We start from the raw sequence: 19,477 nt of genomic DNA, 5'->3' as shown, positions 1-19,477 counted from the left end.
TTATAAGAAAGTAGAGTGACTTTATTGATCTGGAATTTCAGCTTCAATCAATAAGGTAAGCAAAGATAGGGATTCTTGCCACCCTAAGTAGCATGCCTCTACAGGAATCACTTCTGGTATGCCTTCTTGCGTAATATGCACTTCTGTACCTACCAATACGCTTTTTAATGTAATAGTAACCTGCATAGTCCCGGGTAAATTTGGATCATCGAATTGATCGTTGTAGCGAATTAGTTCATTTGGAACTAATTCCACATATGTTCCGCCAAAAGCATGTGTTGAACCTGTTGAAAAATTGGTAAAACTCATTTTGTATGAGCCACCAACATTTGCATCAAAACTATGAACTTTCGCAGTAAAACCGTGGGGCGGTAACCACTTGACTAAAGCATCTGGATCTAAAAATGCACGATAGACTCGCTCGGCTGGTGCCTTAAACACGCGATGAAATTTCACTGTACCTGTTGCCATCATATTCTCCTTATTTTAATTTCCTTAAAATTATTGAAATTATGGCTATTAGCTTAAACCTTCCGATTTATCCGAACGTATATTTTTGGTGTTTTTTTAAACAAAAAAGCCAACTTAAGGACAAACTCAAATTACGAAAACTATGGCTGATTTTTTAGTAAAAATGGAGCAAAATAGTCAGCAATCATAAAGAAACATATTGAATTTGAGATTAATCATGAGTCTGCTCGCTTTCTCCTCATATGCTTTAAACGGTGTAGATGCACAAAAGTTTTTACAAGGCCAAGTTACTGTAGATACTGAACGTTTAGCTGAAAATGAAACTCGCTATACAGCTATTTGTGATCTTAAAGGTCGTATTCACTTTGGCTTATGGCTAAAGAAGATTAATCCTGAAAGTTTTGAAATTGTAGTTACTCAAGATCAAGCTGAAGAGTTTGCCAAACATATTAAAAAGTATGGTGCCTTTTCAAAAATGACCTTAAGTGAACAAGGTGCTGTGTTTCCAAAAGTTGTGAATCATCAAACTGAATTCACTACTGCTGAAACTGATATTTCACAATGGCAAAAACAAGCCATCATGACAGGTCAAGCTTGGATTACACAGGCTACTGAGCATGAATTCCAGCCCCAAGAATTGCGTTTACATCAACGTGAAGGCATCAATTACGACAAAGGCTGTTACCTAGGTCAGGAAATTGTGGCGCGTCTTTGGTTTAAAGCAAAACCAAAACACTGGTTACATCTGGTTCAGGGTACAGGTGAAGCGCCTGCTTCAGCAACTCAATTAAATAATGATGTTGAAGTCGTTAATAGTATTGCAAATGATGAAGGCTATCTTGCTTTAGTTGTTGCGAAACCTGCTGCTCTACAAGAGTTGGGGCTTCAAGTTCTTGAGTTGCCAGAAGCTTTAAGTGGCGACGTTGCAAGACCACAATAATAATTTTTATTAGCTCGAACTGCCCACTGCTAAGTTAGTGGGCTTTTTTATAGATACAAAACACTAATGATTTCATTAGATTAGAACGTCAATTTTTTAAGCTTTATATGCCATCATTAGCCCTGTTGAAATTCAAGAGAAAAAAGATGAAAACTAAACTTGCTACACTCATGTTGAGTCTGGCTATTTTCGGTTCTGCTCACGCTGATGTTAAAACACTTGAACAAAATCTTAAGACGAATTATCCGGATTTGCCTATAAAAGGTGTTTATCAATCGCCTGTACAAGGCATTTATGAAGTCTATACAAGCGGCCGCATTGTTTATACTAATCAAGATGCGAAGTACTTTTTTGTTGGTAATTTAGTCGACATCAAACAACAAAAAAACATGACTGAAGAACGTATTGCCGAACTGGGCAAAATTGACGTTAAAAGTTTGCCATTAAATCAGGCGATTAAATATGTAAAAGGTAAAGGTGAACGTACGCTCTATGTCTTTAGTGATCCAGATTGCCCATATTGCCAGCGACTAGAACAAAATATGGTGGGGGTTGATAACGTAACCGTATATGTGTTCCTTTATCCTCTTACTAGTTTGCATCCAAATGCTGAAAAAGTTTCAAATCAAATCTGGTGTTCAAAAAATCCGGCAGAAGCTTGGACAAACTATATGCTTAATCGCAAATTGCCGACTAATAGCAAAAGTTGCTCAAGCCCAATTCAGAAAAATATTGCTTTAGGTCAAAAATTAAATATCGATGGAACACCTACCCTGTTCTTGCAAGATGGCCAAAGACTCTCTGGCGTACCAACTGATTCCAAGCAAATTGAAGCATTACTTCAGTCAGCAAAATAACAATATTACCCACTCTGTTTTATAAATATGAGTGGGTATTTTTTCTCCACAATTTGCCCAAAGTGCAGTGCTTTATATACAAATCGGCTGTTTACTTTCAGCAATCAATATTTATGATGAGAAATTGAAACTCTTTCATGCATCAATGGAATGATGTAGCTACGAAGTAAAAGGTTAAAAAGAAATGAAGAAATTACTAATCGCAAGCCTAATCACCCTTTCAAGTGCATCAATTTTTGCAGCTGATAACACAGCAACTGCTGCTAAAACCGATGTTTTTAAACAAGCTGAGCAACTCTACGCAGCAAAAAATTACTCCGCTGCATTTCAAGAAATGCAACGCTTAGCCCAATCAGGTAACGCTCAAGCTATCTATAACTTAGGCTATATGACTCAAATGGGCCAAGGTACAGCAAAAGACTCTTCTAAAGCCCTCAAATATTATGAAGATGCTTCAAATAAAGGTTACGCCCAAGCGAGTTACACGCTTGCACAAATTTATGAGACTGGTGAATTAGGGGTTGCCAAAGACAGCAACAAATTCAGTCAATATATTCAAAAGGCATCGGCTCAAGGTTCTGATGATGCAACTGTGAAAATTGCGACCATTTTATTTGCTCAGAAAAAACCGCAGTCACATCAAATTGCCCTTCAAAAATTGGCGCCTTTAATTCGAAAAGGAAACTACCCTGCTATTCAGGTCAAAGCACTCTATGACATTAGCCAAGGTGTTGAAAATAAAAATCCTTTAATGAAACGCCAAGGTATCGAAGCTTTACAGTCAATTGCTCAAAAAGGCTATGCGCCTGCGTCTATGGCTTTAGCAACCATGATGGCGAATGGCAATATCATTCCGCAAAATCTACCGCAGGCTAAAAAGATCTTTACTGAACTTGCCAATCAAAATGTGCCTAACGCTAAAGAATCGTTAGCTTCGGTTGATAAAATTATTGCAGAAAAGAACAAACAGGCTGCAAATGCTCCCGCACAGCCAGCGCCGAAAAAATAATGGATGATGAGCCCCTTATGGGGCTTTTCTTTTACCACCACAAAGCAATAAGCCAGCTCACCCCAATAAAACCAACAATTGTACTAATCATAAGTGGTGTTAACGCTTTTTCATTTAAGCCATAGGCTTGTCCAAAAATTCCGAAAGCAATCGGCATTGGTAAAGCAGCAATTAATGTTCCTGCATAAAGCATCTCACGACTTACATTTGGAGTGATCAAAAAGAGAGAAAAAATAACAGATGGCATGAGAATAACTTTAAATATCGCCAACAAAATACTTTCTGTATTTACTGCTGTGATTCCAATACCCACTAAACTCCCACCAATTGCAAACAAAGCCAAAGGCGAAGCTGTACGTCCAAGTAACTCTAGAGACTGATCAAGAGTCGCAGGAAGATTAACATCTAAAAGAATGCATCCCATCCCAACCAAAATCGCGATAATGACAGGATTCTTGAGTAAGTTTAAAAAAGTCTGTTTTAAAAGTGGTAAAAGATTTTGTTGTTGATGTAAACCAGCTTCGGCCAAAATGAGCATCAGCGCCACAATCAATAAATTCTCAATGATGAGTGTTAAAGAAATATAGATCGCAGCGTGATTACCTATCAACATGGTTAGAATCGCTGTTCCCATAAATCCAGTATTGGACATAGATGCACCCATCGAGATGACGGCGCTGTGGGTTAAGCTATTTTTAAAATATTTTCGATAGAGAATGAAAGCCAAGAAAAATAAAATTAAGGACCCACCGCCATAAGCAAGAAAATAAGCTGGGTGCCAAATGTCTTGTAAGTTTTTATTTGCCAATGAGTGAATTAAAAAAGCTGGTAAAGAAATTTTAATTACAAATGCGCTAAGTGCCCTGATCTGTTCAGGCGTTACCAATTTGATGAGGACACAGACATAGCCCATCACTAGCAATATCAAGATAGGTAAAATAACCTGAAAAACCACTGACCGTCCTCACTTAGCGAAAGAAAAATGGGCAAAGATAACTTTGCCCAATACAATTAAAAAGAGTTAAAAAGCTGCTTTAATCCATGAGGTTGGCAACGTAAATACTGAGGCGCAATTTTAACTTCTGCCCCTAAAGCCGCTGCTGCATGCCAAGGCCATCTTGGGTCATATAACATTGCACGAGCAAGACCAATAGCATCAGCTTGCTGGTTTTCCAGAATTTGTTCAGCATGTTCTGGCTCAGTAATTAGCCCTACAGCAATGACTGGAATAGACACATGCTTTTTAACTTGTTCAGCAAATGGAACTTGGTAACCAGCCCCAATCGTAATAGATTGATGCTCGTGCAAACCACCACTAGACACATGCACATAGGCTGCGCCCAATTGCTCTAAAGCTTTTGATAAGCCCACTGTAGATTCAACATCCCAATGCTCAATGCTCTCCAACCAATCGGTCGCAGATAACCTAACACCTACAGGATAACCTTCTGGTACAGCGAGTTTAATTGCCTGAAGAACCTCAAGAGTCATACGCATACGGTTTTCTAAAGAACCGCCATATTCATCAGTACGCTGATTGGCAATTGGCGATAAGAATTGATGTAGTAAATAACCATGCGCAGCATGAACTTCAATCAACTTAAACCCAGCTTCTACAGCACGTTTTGCAGCCGCTGCAAAGTCTTGCTGAACTTGTTTAATCTCAGCAATAGTCAAAGCATGGGGCGCTGCATCATGAACAGAAAAGGTACTTTCACTTGGAGCAACCGTTTGCCATCCATGAGGCTGATTTTTTGCAATCTGACCTTTACCTAACCACGGTTTTTCAGTAGATGCTTTACGCCCTGCATGTGCTAACTGAATTCCAAATGGCATCGGTGAAAGTGTATGAACCTTAGCTAACAACGTTTTAATTTTGTCACGTTGTTGATCATTCCAAAGCCCAAGGTCAGCATAGCTAATCCGACCTTCAGGTTGTACAGCAGTCGCCTCTACAATACAAAGTCCTGCACCAGATAATGCATAATTTGCCCATTGCTGTTCATGCCAATAGGTAATTTCACCATCATCTGTTGCCGAATATTGGCACATCGGAGCAATTACAATTCTATTGACCAGTTGTAGTGAACCAAAGTTAACCGTTTCAAATAATTTTGCCATTTTTAATTCCTAGAATTGCTTAATTACACGTAAACCTGCACTCCAGTTACGCCCATCCGCTGGTTCAAAGTAACGTCCATTACCATCATTTACGATCACTGAACCTGCATAGTTTTTATCAAATAGGTTATCTACACGGGCAAAGCTATTCACTTTCCAGTCGCCCATTACCCATGCATAACCCACATTAGCTGAGGTTACACTGTAGCTTGGTGCTGCGTCACTGTTGGTATCATTCACGTATACTTTATCCATATACTGTACATCTACACCACCATATAGACCATGCGATGGCTGCCAAGCCAAAGAGGCATAAGCTTGATTTTTAGCAATTCCAGGGATGGCATTGCCTGATGGGATTTGAGCAATACTTCCTAAAGCTGGAATATCAGCATCAAAAGTTGCATCTAAATATGTATAGCTAGCAGTCGCTGTTAAATCTCGCCACAACTTTTTATTCCATGCAAACTCTACGCCTTCACGTAAGGTTTTATCTGCATTACGAAAGGTTGATCGGCCATTTGAGTTCCCTGCAGAAACGATGTCGTCTTTGGTTTTAGTTTGGAATACTGCCAAAGTAAAATCACCTAATTGGTTTTGTGATTTTAAGCCTGTTTCATAGGTATCGCTTGTAGATGCTGTTAAATCAAAATTAAAACCACTTTCTCCATCTGGACGATATGCCATTTCAGTAAAAGTTGGGGTTTCAAAACCTTTGGCATAACTCACATAGGCCATGAGTTCAGGTAAAATTTGCCAACTTAAAGCAGCAGAAGGCAAAACTTTATCGTAATCAGTTTTGCCGCTATCATCGCCATTACTTAAATAGTTATCTTTAGATTTGTAATGAACATTGCTATAGCGCACACCTGTGTCTAAACGCCAAGTTGGTAAGAACTGCCATGAAGCTTGCAAATATGGATCGATATTCCACAAAGTATTATCTTCATCACGGCGTAACCTACCTTTGACACCATAAATACCATCCGCATTAAAGTTTTCAAAACCTTTACGATCTTCATCCATTGCATCGAGTGCAACACCGACACTTAGCGTGGTATTAGGAAGTAACTCTTTGCCTGTCCAACGAAGATCAGCACCATAATAATCCCGTTCAAAATCGATCACCCCGCCTGCATGATTGATGCTGGCATCTTGTGTGGATTTAGGAATAGATTGATATTGAGTAACTTGGCGATTACCTAAATATGCCATGGCATAGAGTTCATTTTTATCATTAATAGGCTTAGACCATGTCACCCCTGTTTGGGTCTGTTCAATATCTTTACGGACATTAAATTGCTTTAAAAATGGAACTTGTTGCTTTGGGTCGGCACTCCACTGATCATGCGTTAAACCCTGCGGGTCGTCTGCATGAATTTTGACATAGTTGGTTATCCAGTTGATTTTGCTACCATCATCAAGATTCCAACTGAGCTTTGCATTATTTAGTACTTTTTCTGCACCGCTATGTTCTCGGTAACCATCAGTATCGAAGTATGATGAACTAATAACATAACTTGGTTCATTCGCACCCTTTGCTCCACCTTGTAGCACGAGCCCTGCTCGGCTTTTATCGTGACTGCCTCCCGAATAACTCAGCTCTATTGAATCTTTCCCTTGCCCTTCTTTAGTAGACGTTAAAATTGTCCCACCCGATGAGTTTCCATAAAGTGAAGAAAAAGGTCCTGTTAGAACTTCAACATGGTCCAGACTACTTAAATCGATATTAGACGTTTGGCCTTGTCCATCCGGCATTGTTGCAGGAATACCATCGACATATAAACGAATACCTCGAACACCAAAAGTTGAACGTGCACCAAAACCACGCATAGATAACTGTAAATCTTGCGCATAATTTTCACGATTGCGAAGCTGTAAACTCGGTATACCCTTTACAACTTCGGTTAAATTTACTTGTGAAGAAGTATCAACTTGAGGTGCATCTATCCGAAAAACCGAAGCCGGTGTCTGCAAATAGGTTGTATCGGTACGGGTTGCTTCCACATGTAATGTTGGCAATACAGTTACGTCTTGTGTTAAATCTTCTGCCCAAACAAGTGGGCTAGAAATACAGCCCATACTCATCAAAATACAGTAATGCAGTCGGTCTAAGCGTAATAAGGACATGCTTATTTCCTTTATTTATATTGTAGTTATGATAACAAAAAGCGGTGTCTTGTCTGGATATTGAATTCGATCTGCATTGTTGTAAATCTGGAACACTCTTCCTCGATATCTAAAAACTGATTTCCAGATTAAAATTATCGACTCAAAGATGGATGATCTTTCCAGCAATATCGTTCAGGCCAATGTTTTGCTTCTTCGGCATAATCAATTCCAATCCGTGGCGTCAATACCACTTCTGGCTGCGTTGAAGCTGCTTCAATCCATAGTCCAGACTCCTCTCCCAAGGTTTGACCTTTTAAAGTCCGATCAATACCCAAATAGCGTGTCAGTTTGCCGGGTCCAGCTAGAAGCTTATAGTCTTTTTTGGTTGAAGCACCATTTAAAAATGCAGAACGAATCATTACCCCTTCAGGCACACCTTTTGTCTGAGTAATGAGATTGAGCATTTCATACATGCCATAAATTAAATAGACGTAAATTGTGCCACCAGGACAATACATTACCTCTGTTCGAGCGGTGCGTTTGTCATTGTAACTATGGCAAGCTTTATCACGAACGCCCAAATAAGCTTCAGTTTCACTAATTGTACAGCGGATCACTTGGCCATCAGGTTGTCGCTTACACAATACGCAGCCGATTAAATCATAAGCTACTTCTGAGGTTTCTCGTTGAAACCAGCTTAATGGTAAAATATATGACATAGTAATCTCTGAAATATTACATACCACACGTTATACTTGATTAATCCAGTATATCTGTTAATTCTGCGAGTTGGCATGCCTGAGTTACCCGAAGTCGAAACCACCAAAACCAGTTTATTTCCATTATTGAATCAAAAAGTTCTAAGTGTTGAAGTACGCAATCCTAGCTTACGCTGGCCTATACCAGATGATGTTCAGAAACTTGTTGGGCAACGTCTCATTGGGTTAAATCGACGTTCAAAATATATTTTGGCAGAGTTTGAACAAGATCAAATGCTTTGGCATTTAGGCATGTCAGGAAGCTTTCGTCTAACCGAGCCAAATGACGAACTGAGAAAGCATGACCATTTAATTATTCAATTCGAAGATCAGCAATTACGTTACCATGACCCTCGCCGTTTCGGTTGTATTCTTTGGCTTAATCCCGAGACTCAAGGCAAACTCATAGATACTTTAGGGCCTGAACCTTTAAGTACTGATTTTCATGCAGAATATTTAGCTTCTAAGCTCAAGAATAAGTCTGTCGGCATAAAAATTGCACTCATGGATAATCATGTAGTGGTTGGTGTAGGCAATATCTATGCAACTGAAAGCTTATTTAATGTAGGCATTCACCCAGCTCAGCCTGCTGGCGATTTGACTATGCAACAAATTGAAAAACTTGTTGTCGAGATTAAACGCATTTTAAAGTCGGCAATTGATTTAGGTGGCTCGACATTACGAGACTACAGCAATGCCATGGGAGAAAATGGTTATTTCCAGCAAACACTTCTTGCTTACGGTCGTGCTGGAGAAATGTGTGTTAACTGTGAAACCACATTAGAAAACTTAAAACTTGGTCAGCGTGCCAGTGTATTTTGCCCACAGTGCCAACCGCTTAAAAAGCTGAGAAAGCCTTAATTTTTTGGAGGAAGACAACATGCAAACAGCAATTGTCCGACATATTTTAGTTAAAGATAAAGACTTAGCTGAGCAGCTAAAAAAGAAGCTTCAAAGTGGCGCTGACTTTGCCAAACTTGCCAAGCAATACTCTACCTGTAATTCGGCAAAACGTGGTGGTGAACTTGGTGAAGTCAAAAAAGGGCAATTGGTGCCCGTCATCGACAAAGTTGTTTTTACAGCTGCTGAACGTGTGTTACAAGGCCCAATCAAAAGCCAATTTGGCTATCATCTTTTAGAAGTTAAATTCAGAATGGGTAGCTTAAGATAAGCCCCCTCACAAGTTAATGTAAACTCATAACCGATAGCCCAGTTACTCAATAAAAGAGGCCATTACCGACCTCTTTTATTTTTTAAATTTACCACCAATATTCTAGTTGCATGCCAAAATTTGACCCATGTCCTGTGTTATAAAAATCACTATCAGGATATAAACGATCTCTCAAATTCTGTTCATCCTTGTTCCAAAAAGCATATGTGTAATACAACCGAAGTTCAGGTCTGTCGTAATATCCTGTTCCTTTTAGTGACCAAGTTGGTGCAATAGTCAATTTTGTTAGACTTCGATTTTGATCATTGCTATCTATCCGGTCATAGCCAATTTCGGTCGATATTTTAAAATGGTCTTGTACAACATAAGCTATTCGGGAGCCTATCGAAAACCATTCATTATCATTCTGATTCTTAAATTTATCTTTTTGATATATAAATTGAGCCTGTCCATTGAAAACTTTATTTTCAGATTCCCAATCTAAAACTTCAATGAATCTTAAAGAAGAATTATCTCGGTCCAACTCAGGGTTGCCAGTATAACTTAGCCCCATACCTGCTCCTTCGCCATATTGCAAAGCAACTGTATTCTTACCATTTAAGACATCGGAAGTTATATTCTGCAATGTTAAGGCCCAACCTGTATGATCTGCATCAATAATAGATAAGCCTGTATTGAGTTTATTTGTACCATTTAGCTGAACGTCTTTTATGGTAAAGTCATGTCTATTAATATATTTTTTCTGAAATACATTATCTTTTCTAGAAAAAACATAACTTAATGACAGATCATTAATTTTATAATTATCGATCCCGAACCCTGTACCACTTTGGTTCCAATAGAATAAATCAGACATATGAATATCATTTCGATTATAAAATCTTCTTCCAAACCAAAGATTTGCTCCATTTAAATAAGAAATATTTTTCCAGTCTAGATAGATCTGGTTTAAGCGCGTATAGCCATCGTCACCACTAAAACTTAAACTTTGACCATACTGGTTATAAAATTGAAGCATTCCATTAATACTAATCTCAGAATTATCATTCAATTTTAGAAGATTCTGTTTGGCAAATAGCTCCGCATATTGTTCACATTCATTTCCAAGGCGGTATTTTGAAGGTGCACCAGTAAGCTGAAAACATTCTTGTAATTCCCCGCTCTCTGCAACTCCTATGCCTGTACGTACATATCCTCCAATTTCAGTAGCGAAAGTAATTTGCGATATGGCATAAAACGTAGTTCCAATAATCCAAGGAGACTTCTTCATTTAAAATTCCTTTTTAAGTGTGAGTTTTCCACACTCACTTATATTCCAAGCAAGGTTGGATAAAAGGACTAATGGTTATTAGAAAGAAAATGAAGACTATTTGATTGATTTGAAAAGGCTCAAACAAGAGCCTCTATATATTATTTTTAAAATTAGATCTAAAAGAGAAAAATTGAGTTCGTAAGGCCAGCTTTTGTATTTAAATATTTTTAGCATGAGCATTCATTTGATATGTCCAAGCTTTAACAGTCTCTCCTGATTCAAGCATTACATCTACTACAACTCGTTCATATTGAAAGCCTTCAAAATCATCAAGCATCTGCCAGTTTTCAGCAAGTTTTTCTGTGCTAAATAGATAGCCTTCTACCCACTCCGCCTGAGGATCTAACACAATTGCTTTTAAGCCTTGATCTGGTCCCCAATCTAAAATATGTATGATTCCTCTTACCGAAGCTTTGGTCCACGTTCCCCCAATCTGTTCGAGAATATGAGCATTTGCTTTATTTGGACATAATGTTCCATACACAAAAAGCTGATTCATTCATCTATCCCTTTTTCAATATTCATAGTTGGTCTGATCTGCGATCTTGCAATTTTATCAATATCTTAATTCCAATATAAAATATGAAGTAATAAAAAACGGCACTCAAGGTACCGTTTTTATTTCAAGTCTTATTAGGCTTGTTTTTTCAACTCATCACGAATTTCACGTAATAATTGAATATCTTCAGGAGTTGCAGCTGGAGCTTCTGGTTCATTTTTATCACGGCGAAGTCTATTTAATAATTTCACCATTAAGAACACAACCCAAGCCAAAATAATGAAGTTAATTAAAATGGTGAGGAAATTACCATAAGTTAAAACATTAACACCTGCTTTTTGCAAGGCATCTAAAGATTGTAAATTATTAGGGTTTGCACCTAATACAATGAATTTTTGTGAAAAATCAACACCACCACCAGTAATCATACTGATAAGTGGCATGATAATATCTTTTACTAAAGAGTCTACGATTTTGCCAAAAGCACCACCAATAATCACACCGATGGCTAAATCCATCATATTGCCTTTAATGGCAAATTCTTTAAATTCTTGAATAATACTCATCTAAACATCTCCAGATGTCGGGGGGCCGAAACACGTCATATTTTTCTTTTTCATTGGCATCTTATCGAATTAGATAGTACTCGCCATGATATTGATAATTTAATATTTTTATCAAAAAAAGAAAGTTATTTCACACTTTAACAACATATTCTCTTACAACAAAAATATGATTTTAAGCCCACTTTAATTTCAAATATAACGATTAAAAAAAACCGCTAAATTAATTTAGCGGTTTTTTCTTTTTCATTTAAGAAAAATTATTTATCACGGTTACGTTTACGTTCATTTTCAGTCAAGTAACGCTTACGGATACGGATTGATTTAGGTGTTACTTCTACTAACTCGTCATCTTCAATGAATTCAAGCGCTTGTTCAAGCGTATATTCAATTGCAGGTACTAAAGTTAAAGCATCATCTGTACCAGACGCACGAACGTTAGTTAATTGTTTCGCTTTAGTAGGGTTTACAACCATATCGTCTGAACGAGAGTTAATACCCACAATCATACCTTCGTAAACTTCTAACTGTGGTTTAGCGAACAAACGACCACGGTCTTGTAAACTGAACAATGCATAGCCCAAGCAAGTACCTTGAACCATAGAGATCAATACACCGTTTTGACGTTTCGCAACAGTACCTTGTTTAACAGGACCATAATGCGAGAAGCTTGAAGTCATGATCCCTGTACCAGAAGTCATGGTCAAGAATTCAGAACGGAAACCAATCAAACCACGTGAAGGTACAGTTGCTTCAATACGGATACGGCCTTTACCGTCAACTTCCATATTGGTCATCTCGCCTTTACGGTGACCCATTTGTTCCATTACAGCACCTTGATGCTGTTCTTCAACGTCAAAAGTTACGTTTTCGTAAGGCTCTTGTCTTTCACCATCAATTTCTTTGATGATTACTTGTGGACGAGATACGCCCATTTCGAAGCCTTCACGACGCATGTTTTCAATTAAAACTGAAAGATGAAGTTCACCACGGCCAGATACTTTGAAACGGTCTGGACTATCAGTGTCTTCAACACGTAAAGCTACGTTATGAATTAATTCGCGATCAAGACGTTCACGGATATTACGTGAAGTTACGAACTTACCTTCTTTACCAGCAAACGGAGAGTTGTTTACTTGGAAAGTCATAGATACTGTAGGTTCATCTACAGATAAAGCCGGTAATGCTTCAACATTTTTAGGATCACAAATCGTGTCAGAAATGTTAAGTGCGTCGATACCAGTAATACATACGATATCACCAGCAGATGCTGATTCAACATCGATACGCTCTAAACCATGGTAACCCATGATTTTTAAGATACGGCCGTTACGTGTATTGCCTTCTTTGTCAATTACAGTAACAGGAGTATTTAATTTTACTGAACCACGCTGAATACGACCAACACCGATAACACCTACAAAGCTGTTATAGTCAAGTGATGAAATCTGCATTTGGAATGGACCATCAACATCAACTGCTGGTGGTTCAACGATGTCTACAATCGTTTCAAACAACGGAGTCATGTCTTCTGCAAGTTCTTCAGGAGCAGGACCCGCTACACCACGTAAACCTGATGCATAAACGATTGGGAAATCTAATTGCTCATCAGTTGCACCAAGGTTATCAAATAAATCAAATACTTGATCAATAACCCAATCTGGACGTGCACTTGGTTTGTCTACTTTGTTAATAATAACAATTGGTTTTAAACCACGAGCAAAGGCTTTTTGTGTCACAAAACGTGTTTGTGGCATTGGGCCTTCTTGAGAGTCAACTAAAAGTAATACGCAGTCAACCATAGACATTACACGTTCTACTTCACCACCGAAGTCGGCGTGTCCCGGGGTATCCACGATGTTGATACGGTAAGTTGTATCAGTACGTTTATCTAACCAAGTAATAGAAGTGTTTTTTGCAAGAATGGTAATACCACGTTCACTTTCAAGCGCATTTGAGTCCATGACACGCTCAATCTCGCCTGCTCGTTCACCGAGAGCACCAGATTGCTGAAGTAGTTTATCGACAAGTGTGGTTTTCCCGTGGTCGACGTGCGCAATAATTGCGATATTACGGAGATTTTTGATATCTGACATGAAAATTCGAAACGCCTGAAATTTGAGGGCAAATTATACAGAAAAACACTACTCTTGAGTAGTGACAGTTTATTGACATTGACAAAAAAATTTTCCAATAGCTTGTATTTCGTTTTGTAAAGATAGGTATCTCGATTAGAATAGCGCCAATTTGCGAAATTGCGGCGGACCTACACCCATGTCCAATCAACACTCTCAAGACCATCTTGACCTCGTTTATGGCTTAGATGATCGACCAAAACCTTTGGTCGCTTTTTTAGCAGCGTTCCAGCATTTACTTGCGATTATTGTACCAATTGTTACACCTGGGCTTTTAATTTGTTTAGCTTTAGGTGTGTCACGTACCGAAACCAACATGATTTTATCGATGTCTTTGGTGATTTCTGGTATTGCTACATTTTTACAATGTAAAAAAGTCGGCCCGTTTGGTGCAGGCCTTCTAATTGTTCAAGGTACAAGTTTTAACTTTATTGGTCCAATTATTGGTATTGGTAGTGCAATGGTTGCCGCAGGAACTCCTGTAAACCAGGTTATGGCTGCAATTTTTGGTGTAGTAATTGCTGGCTCCTTTATTGAAATGGGTGTTTCGCAAATTCTTCCATGGGTAAAAAGATTAATTACTCCTTTAGTAACCGGTATTGTTGTCTTATTAATTGGTTTAACACTTATTAAGGAAGGCTTAATTAGTATGGGTGGTGGCTACCAAGCCATGCAAGACCATACTTTTGCAAGTGCAGACAACCTTATTATGTCATGTACCGTACTTGCTATTATTATTGTGCTAAACCGCATTCGGGTGGTTTGGATTAAAAGTTCAGCCATTTTAATTGCTTTAGTGATTGGTTACATTCTTGCAGGATTTATGGGTTACCTAGATTTCTCAGGTATTAAAGATGCGCCTCTTGTACAGATTCCAACACCAATGCACTTTGGTTTAAGCTTTTCTTGGGGCTTATTCATTCCAATGGCTTTTATTTATTTAGTCACATCTTTAGAAGCGATTGGTGACGTGACTGCAACTAGTAAACTTTCAAACCAACCCGTTAATGGTCCGGAATGGATGAAACGTATTAAAGGTGGCGTTTTAGTGAATGGTGCAAACTCTTTACTTGCAGGCTTATTTAATACTTTCCCAAGTTCTGTTTTTGCTCAAAATAATGGTGTAATCCAACTCACTGGGGTTGCAAGTCGTTATGTGGGTATTTGGATTGCTGCTTTACTTATTTTATTAGGTTTATTTCCAGCAGTAGCTGGTGTAATACAAGCCGTACCACAGGCGGTATTAGGTGGCGCTGTGATGGTCATGTTCGGTGCCGTAGCTGCATCAGGTATTAACATTCTCTCATCTATTCATTTAGATCGCCGAGCACTTTTGATTATCGCAATTTCACTTGCATTAGGTTTGGGTGTTGCTCAAGTTCCTCAAATTTTGGAACATCTACCAGAATTATTTAAAAATATTTTTAGCTCTGGCGTAGCGACAGGCGGTATAGCAGCATTAATTTTAAATGTTGTACTTCCTGAAACACACAAATAACTATTTTTTAATTTTGATTACTGCCCAGTTTCCACTGGGCATTCTTCTTCATGAGAGATGTACATGGATCCTAGAAGTGAAGTGGTATTGAGACAACAAGACTATTTAAAAGGTAGAGTCTTGTTAATTAATGCACCGAATGATGCCCTAGTCAGTCAATTACCAGCGGATATTAATGCTTCAGTCTGGACATGGAACCATGCTGACTATCAGAGCTTTATAAATAGTGGAACAAATGCGCATTTCTCAGTTGAGTTTCCATTACAAGAATTCGATCAAGCCGTCATTTTTGTTCCCAAATCTAAAGAACTATTAAATTACATACTGCATGTCGTAATGAGCAATCTTAAAACTGCTCAGTCTGTTTTTTTAGTCGGTGAAAAAAAAGGTGGTGTTGAACGCGCTGCCAAACAACTACAAAGCTTCGGCAAAGTCCTTAAACTTGATAGTGCACGCCACTGTCAGCTATGGCACTTAAAGATTGAAAAAACAGAACAAATTAAACCTCTCGAAAGTTGGCTTAAAACTTACACTGTTCATGTTAATGAACAAGAGCTTACGATTTGTGCCCTTCCCGGTGTATTTAGTCAAAATCATCTAGATGTCGGAACTGCTGTTTTACTCCCTTATCTTAATCAGGTGAAATCAGGTAGAATTGCCGACTTCGGGTGTGGTGCTGGAATTATCAGTTGCTATTTGGCAAAAATAAATTCAAGTAATATTATTCATGCCCTAGATATTGATGCTTTCGCTTTACGGTCAACGGAAATGACTTTTAGTCGAAATGGAATAGGTTCAGACCAGTTGAGATTGCAGCCTGTTACAGGAATTGCAGACGCTCCAACAGAACTCGATGCCATTGTCAGTAATCCCCCTTTCCATCAGGGTATTCATACCAACTATGATGCAAGTGAAGGACTCTGCCAGAACGCTAAAAAACATTTAAAGGCATCAGGTGAGCTATGGATTGTAGCAAACCGTTTTTTAAACTATCCGATCTTAATTGAGAAGCACTTTGGTCAGTGCCAGATTAAAACTGATCATCAAGGCTTTAAGGTGTTATATGCCTGTGCATAACAAACTATGTAAGGAATCTCCATGAGCGAAACACATGCTCCTGAAAAACTCCAGCGTAAGCTCGGGGCTCGTCATCTGAATATGATCGCCATTGGTGGTTCCATTGGTACAGGCCTCTTCCTTGCTTCTGGATCAACCATTGCAAACGCTGGTCCCGGTGGAGCGCTACTCGCCTATTCACTCATTGGCATTATGATTTACTTCTTAATGACCAGCTTAGGTGAGCTTGCAACTCACACACCAACATCTGGTGCCTTTTTTACTTACGGCAGTCGTTATGTCGAAGAAGGCTTTGGTTTCGCTCTAGGCTGGAACTATTGGTACAACTGGGCAATTACGGTTGCATTCGAACTTGTTGCGGTTCAGTTTATTATGAAGTTCTGGTTCCCTGATATTCCAGGGTTCTATTGGAGTGCCCTGTTCCTTATTGTTATCTTTCTGATCAATGCTATGACAGTAAAGGGATTTGGGGAAAGCGAATTCTGGTTTTCGATGGTCAAAGTAATTGCGATTATTGCATTTATTATTATTGGCTTAGCCATGATCATCAAGATTATGCTAACTCCAGGTGTTGCAACCTTTGGGAACTGGACCTATAAAGAGGCACCTTTTGTAGGCGGTTTACAAGCCATGATTGGTGTAGCAATGATTGCTGGATTCTCTTTCCAAGGAACCGAAATGGTTGGGGTTGCTGCTGGCGAATCAAAAGATCCAAAGAAGACAATTCCACTTGCAATCAAACAGATTTTCTGGCGAATCTTATTATTTTATATCCTATGTATTTTCATTATCGGCACTCTGATTGCCTATGATGACCCGAATTTACTACAAGCAGCTGCCACTGAAGATATCGCACTATCTCCATTTACATTGCTTTATGAAAGAGTAGGTTTTGCTTTTGCTGCGAGTTTAATGAATGCTGTCATTCTTACTGCTATTTTATCAGCAGGTAATTCAGGCATGTATTCCTCAACTCGTATGTTGTTTAAAATGGCTCAAGAAGGCCGTGCACCAAAGTGGTTTGCAAAACTTGATGGTCGTGGCGTTCCAATGAACGCGCTATATGCAACGACATTTATTGCTGCATTCTGTTTCTTAACGACATTTATTGGTGAAAAACAAGTATTTAACTGGCTACTCAATATGTCGGGTATGTGTGGTTTTATTGTTTGGTTAGGAATCGCGATTTCACATTACCGTTTCCGTAAAGGATACATTGCTCAAGGCTATAAATTAGAAGATTTAGCATATCGTGCCAAATTTTTCCCATTTGCACCTTGGTTTGCATTTATTCTCTGTTCAATCATTATCTTAGGACAGAACTACCAAGCCATTTTAGGTGGAAAAATTGATTGGTTAGGCTTACTTTCAACCTATATTAGCTTACCTTTGTTCTTGATCATTTGGTTAGGTTATAAGTGGAAAAATAAAACCAAATTGATCTCTTACGATCAAATGAACGTCAAACCTGAACAAGATTAAAACTGGTCATTAAAGTAAATCAAAGATCAAAAACTTGATCTTTGATTAAAAGAGCGTAAAATGCCGTTCAGATTTTCAACGGCACTTTTAAATAAGGAGGACATCATGCCATTAGTACAAGGTAAAACAGATTAAATAATTTGGCACGATGTCAGCTCACGGACAAGTGTACAAATTCACACCACTTGTCCGAATGCTTAAATTTAAAACCTAGCATTCGCTAGGTTTTTTTATGCCTGCTCGGACAAAAATAAGAGAAAAAATTATGGGCATACAAAAAATATTAAACAAGGAGGCACTCTACGGTGTCCCTGTTAAAATTTTCACTCAAGACATAGATAGTGAAAGTATCGAACAACTCAAGAAAATGGCACAACTGCAATTCATCTATTCTCATATTGCTGTTATGCCCGATGTTCACCTAGGAAAAGGCGCAACTGTAGGTAGTGTTATTCCAACTAAACACGCCATAATCCCTGCTGCTGTAGGGGTAGATATTGGTTGTGGTATGAATGCAATTCGCTTGAGTTTAAAGGCTTCACAATTACCTGATAACTTAAGTCGTTTGCGTGATGCGATCGAACGCAAAGTCCCGGTTGGCTTTGCTTTACATAAACAGGTTAAGGCAAAGGCTTCCAGCATTATTCCACTTGAAAAACGCTTAGAGCCAATTATCAAAAAGCATCCTGGCCTTGTTCGTATGCTTCGACAATTTGATGCAACATGGCAAAAGCAACTTGGGACTTTAGGTGGTGGTAACCACTTTATAGAGTTATGTATTGATGAAAATCAAGACGTATGGGTAATGCTACATTCAGGTAGCAGAGGGCTTGGTAATGTTATTGGTACTTACTTTATTGAGTTAGCCAAAAAAGAAGCGCAGCTTCGCTTTGGCCATGTACCTGATAAAGACTTAAGTTATTTTGCTGAAGGTTCAAACAGTTTTAATGATTATGTAGAAGCTGTAGAGTGGGCACAAGAATATGCTTTTGAAAATCGAAAAGAAATGATGCGATTAGTCTTAGAAGCAATTCGACCTCTTCTACCTTCGTTTCAAATGACAAAAGAAGCGATTAATTGTCATCATAATTATGTAAGCCGTGAAACACATTTTGGCGAAAATCTATTGATTACCCGAAAAGGTGCAATTAGAGCAGGCTTAGATGAGCTAGGTATTATTCCAGGTTCAATGGGAGCACGATCTTATATTGTTAAAGGCAAAGCAAATCCTGAATCATTTTGTTCTTGTTCTCATGGCGCGGGTCGCAAGATGAGCAGAAGTAAAGCAAAAGTTCTTTTTAATCAGCAAGATCTTATTGAACAAACCCAAGGTATTGAATGCCGTAAAGACAATGGCGTTGTCGATGAAATTCCAAGCGCCTATAAAGACATTGATGAAGTCATGGCGAATCAGTCAGATCTCATTGAAGTCGTTCATACTCTAAAACAAGTTTTATGTATTAAAGGTTAAA

19 protein-coding genes are annotated in these 19,477 nt (G+C 38.6%); 10 read left to right on the top strand and 9 right to left on the bottom strand.

Annotated elements, in window-relative coordinates; genetic code table 11:
- Positions 1–21 precede the first annotated feature (21 nt).
- Positions 22–474, bottom strand: a complete 453-nt coding sequence (locus tag RMB06_RS09410) for an SRPBCC family protein (protein ID WP_014207573.1) — start codon at positions 472–474, stop codon at positions 22–24.
- A 38-nt stretch (positions 475–512) separates the two neighbouring features.
- Here RMB06_RS09410 and RMB06_RS09405 point away from each other — a divergent pair, with 38 nt between their 5' ends.
- The 4 genes from RMB06_RS09405 (at position 513) to RMB06_RS09390 (ending at position 3,277) form a co-directional block, all read left to right on the top strand.
- A complete protein-coding gene (locus RMB06_RS09405; protein ID WP_080591774.1) occupies positions 513–629 on the top strand; it encodes a hypothetical protein in 117 nt (38 codons plus the stop codon).
- A gap of 59 nt (positions 630–688) precedes the next feature.
- On the top strand, positions 689–1,411 hold the full coding sequence (locus RMB06_RS09400; protein ID WP_101664587.1) for a folate-binding protein YgfZ: 723 nt from the start codon (positions 689–691) through the stop codon (positions 1,409–1,411).
- 146 nt (positions 1,412–1,557) lie between these two features.
- Positions 1,558–2,268, top strand: coding sequence for a DsbC family protein (locus RMB06_RS09395; protein WP_101664585.1), 711 nt, complete (start codon positions 1,558–1,560; stop codon positions 2,266–2,268).
- A 184-nt stretch (positions 2,269–2,452) separates the two neighbouring features.
- Complete coding sequence (locus RMB06_RS09390; protein WP_101664583.1) at positions 2,453–3,277, top strand: tetratricopeptide repeat protein; 825 nt, start codon at positions 2,453–2,455, stop codon at positions 3,275–3,277.
- Positions 3,278–3,308: 31 nt separating this feature from the next.
- Here RMB06_RS09390 and RMB06_RS09385 read toward each other — a convergent pair whose 3' ends face one another.
- The 4 genes from RMB06_RS09385 to RMB06_RS09370 form a co-directional block, all read right to left on the bottom strand.
- Positions 3,309–4,232 carry an AEC family transporter gene (locus RMB06_RS09385; protein ID WP_311079180.1) on the bottom strand — a complete coding sequence of 308 codons (924 nt, stop codon included), beginning with the start codon at positions 4,230–4,232 and terminating at the stop codon, positions 3,309–3,311.
- A 56-nt stretch (positions 4,233–4,288) separates the two neighbouring features.
- Positions 4,289–5,398 (bottom strand): NADH:flavin oxidoreductase/NADH oxidase, encoded by a 1,110-nt coding sequence (locus RMB06_RS09380; protein ID WP_199997483.1) that lies wholly within the window; start codon positions 5,396–5,398, stop codon positions 4,289–4,291.
- A 9-nt stretch (positions 5,399–5,407) separates the two neighbouring features.
- Positions 5,408–7,528 (bottom strand): TonB-dependent receptor, encoded by a 2,121-nt coding sequence (locus tag RMB06_RS09375; RefSeq protein WP_311079177.1) that lies wholly within the window; start codon positions 7,526–7,528, stop codon positions 5,408–5,410.
- A gap of 134 nt (positions 7,529–7,662) precedes the next feature.
- Positions 7,663–8,229: a DNA-3-methyladenine glycosylase gene (locus RMB06_RS09370; RefSeq protein WP_311079175.1), complete on the bottom strand. Its 567-nt coding sequence runs from the start codon at positions 8,227–8,229 to the stop codon at positions 7,663–7,665.
- Positions 8,230–8,304: 75 nt separating this feature from the next.
- On the opposite strand from RMB06_RS09370, the gene mutM reads away from it, so the two are divergent.
- The gene (mutM, locus tag RMB06_RS09365; RefSeq protein ID WP_032005485.1) at positions 8,305–9,129 is read left to right on the top strand and encodes a bifunctional DNA-formamidopyrimidine glycosylase/DNA-(apurinic or apyrimidinic site) lyase; all 825 of its coding nucleotides are present in this window, start codon (positions 8,305–8,307) and stop codon (positions 9,127–9,129) included.
- Positions 9,130–9,148: 19 nt separating this feature from the next.
- The gene (locus tag RMB06_RS09360) at positions 9,149–9,439 is read left to right on the top strand and encodes a peptidylprolyl isomerase (RefSeq protein WP_002051379.1); all 291 of its coding nucleotides are present in this window, start codon (positions 9,149–9,151) and stop codon (positions 9,437–9,439) included.
- Positions 9,440–9,527: 88 nt separating this feature from the next.
- Here the strand turns inward: RMB06_RS09360 and RMB06_RS09355 are convergent, their stop codons facing one another.
- The 4 genes from RMB06_RS09355 to typA all read right to left on the bottom strand — a co-directional run bounded on the left by RMB06_RS09355 (position 9,528) and on the right by typA (position 13,909).
- Positions 9,528–10,709 (bottom strand): carbohydrate porin, encoded by a 1,182-nt coding sequence (locus RMB06_RS09355; RefSeq protein WP_311079173.1) that lies wholly within the window; start codon positions 10,707–10,709, stop codon positions 9,528–9,530.
- Between the two features lie 199 nt (positions 10,710–10,908).
- Positions 10,909–11,250: a gamma-glutamylcyclotransferase family protein gene (locus tag RMB06_RS09350; RefSeq protein WP_284089959.1), complete on the bottom strand. Its 342-nt coding sequence runs from the start codon at positions 11,248–11,250 to the stop codon at positions 10,909–10,911.
- A gap of 134 nt (positions 11,251–11,384) precedes the next feature.
- Positions 11,385–11,816, bottom strand: coding sequence for a large conductance mechanosensitive channel protein MscL (mscL, locus tag RMB06_RS09345; RefSeq protein ID WP_311079172.1), 432 nt, complete (start codon positions 11,814–11,816; stop codon positions 11,385–11,387).
- A 257-nt stretch (positions 11,817–12,073) separates the two neighbouring features.
- A complete protein-coding gene (gene typA, locus RMB06_RS09340; RefSeq protein ID WP_002116501.1) occupies positions 12,074–13,909 on the bottom strand; it encodes a translational GTPase TypA in 1,836 nt (611 codons plus the stop codon).
- Between the two features lie 178 nt (positions 13,910–14,087).
- Between typA and RMB06_RS09335 the strand changes: the two genes are divergently transcribed.
- From RMB06_RS09335 to RMB06_RS09320, 4 genes are all read left to right on the top strand, one after another.
- The gene (locus RMB06_RS09335) at positions 14,088–15,446 is read left to right on the top strand and encodes a uracil-xanthine permease family protein (RefSeq protein ID WP_262440452.1); all 1,359 of its coding nucleotides are present in this window, start codon (positions 14,088–14,090) and stop codon (positions 15,444–15,446) included.
- A gap of 63 nt (positions 15,447–15,509) precedes the next feature.
- A complete protein-coding gene (locus RMB06_RS09330) occupies positions 15,510–16,523 on the top strand; it encodes a methyltransferase (RefSeq protein WP_069141457.1) in 1,014 nt (337 codons plus the stop codon).
- Between the two features lie 21 nt (positions 16,524–16,544).
- Positions 16,545–18,005: an amino acid permease gene (locus tag RMB06_RS09325; protein WP_311079171.1), complete on the top strand. Its 1,461-nt coding sequence runs from the start codon at positions 16,545–16,547 to the stop codon at positions 18,003–18,005.
- A 265-nt stretch (positions 18,006–18,270) separates the two neighbouring features.
- Complete coding sequence (locus RMB06_RS09320) at positions 18,271–19,476, top strand: RtcB family protein (RefSeq protein WP_311079222.1); 1,206 nt, start codon at positions 18,271–18,273, stop codon at positions 19,474–19,476.
- Position 19,477: the final 1 nt, after the last annotated feature.

The sequence above is a fragment of the Acinetobacter sp. V104_13 genome, assembly GCF_031798995.1.
Lineage (GTDB): Bacteria > Pseudomonadota > Gammaproteobacteria > Pseudomonadales > Moraxellaceae > Acinetobacter > Acinetobacter pittii.
The sequence above is the reverse complement of the archived record's forward strand: the minus strand, read 5'-3'. Positions and strand labels throughout refer to the sequence as shown.

What these genes read in the sequence shown, in the direction of transcription:
- RMB06_RS09410 (WP_014207573.1), bottom strand. Translation starts at nt 474, where the DNA reads ATGATGGCAACAGGTACAGTGAAATTTCATCGCGTGTTTAAGGCACCA.
- RMB06_RS09405 (WP_080591774.1), top strand. Translation starts at nt 513, where the DNA reads ATGGCTATTAGCTTAAACCTTCCGATTTATCCGAACGTATATTTTTGG.
- RMB06_RS09400 (WP_101664587.1), top strand. Translation starts at nt 689, where the DNA reads ATGAGTCTGCTCGCTTTCTCCTCATATGCTTTAAACGGTGTAGATGCA.
- RMB06_RS09395 (WP_101664585.1), top strand. Translation starts at nt 1,558, where the DNA reads ATGAAAACTAAACTTGCTACACTCATGTTGAGTCTGGCTATTTTCGGT.
- RMB06_RS09390 (WP_101664583.1), top strand. Translation starts at nt 2,453, where the DNA reads ATGAAGAAATTACTAATCGCAAGCCTAATCACCCTTTCAAGTGCATCA.
- RMB06_RS09380 (WP_199997483.1), bottom strand. Translation starts at nt 5,398, where the DNA reads ATGGCAAAATTATTTGAAACGGTTAACTTTGGTTCACTACAACTGGTC.
- RMB06_RS09375 (WP_311079177.1), bottom strand. Translation starts at nt 7,528, where the DNA reads ATGTCCTTATTACGCTTAGACCGACTGCATTACTGTATTTTGATGAGT.
- RMB06_RS09370 (WP_311079175.1), bottom strand. Translation starts at nt 8,229, where the DNA reads ATGTCATATATTTTACCATTAAGCTGGTTTCAACGAGAAACCTCAGAA.
- mutM (WP_032005485.1), top strand. Translation starts at nt 8,305, where the DNA reads ATGCCTGAGTTACCCGAAGTCGAAACCACCAAAACCAGTTTATTTCCA.
- RMB06_RS09360 (WP_002051379.1), top strand. Translation starts at nt 9,149, where the DNA reads ATGCAAACAGCAATTGTCCGACATATTTTAGTTAAAGATAAAGACTTA.
- RMB06_RS09355 (WP_311079173.1), bottom strand. Translation starts at nt 10,709, where the DNA reads ATGAAGAAGTCTCCTTGGATTATTGGAACTACGTTTTATGCCATATCG.
- RMB06_RS09350 (WP_284089959.1), bottom strand. Translation starts at nt 11,250, where the DNA reads ATGAATCAGCTTTTTGTGTATGGAACATTATGTCCAAATAAAGCAAAT.
- mscL (WP_311079172.1), bottom strand. Translation starts at nt 11,816, where the DNA reads ATGAGTATTATTCAAGAATTTAAAGAATTTGCCATTAAAGGCAATATG.
- typA (WP_002116501.1), bottom strand. Translation starts at nt 13,909, where the DNA reads ATGTCAGATATCAAAAATCTCCGTAATATCGCAATTATTGCGCACGTC.
- RMB06_RS09335 (WP_262440452.1), top strand. Translation starts at nt 14,088, where the DNA reads ATGTCCAATCAACACTCTCAAGACCATCTTGACCTCGTTTATGGCTTA.
- RMB06_RS09330 (WP_069141457.1), top strand. Translation starts at nt 15,510, where the DNA reads ATGGATCCTAGAAGTGAAGTGGTATTGAGACAACAAGACTATTTAAAA.
- RMB06_RS09325 (WP_311079171.1), top strand. Translation starts at nt 16,545, where the DNA reads ATGAGCGAAACACATGCTCCTGAAAAACTCCAGCGTAAGCTCGGGGCT.
- RMB06_RS09320 (WP_311079222.1), top strand. Translation starts at nt 18,271, where the DNA reads ATGGGCATACAAAAAATATTAAACAAGGAGGCACTCTACGGTGTCCCT.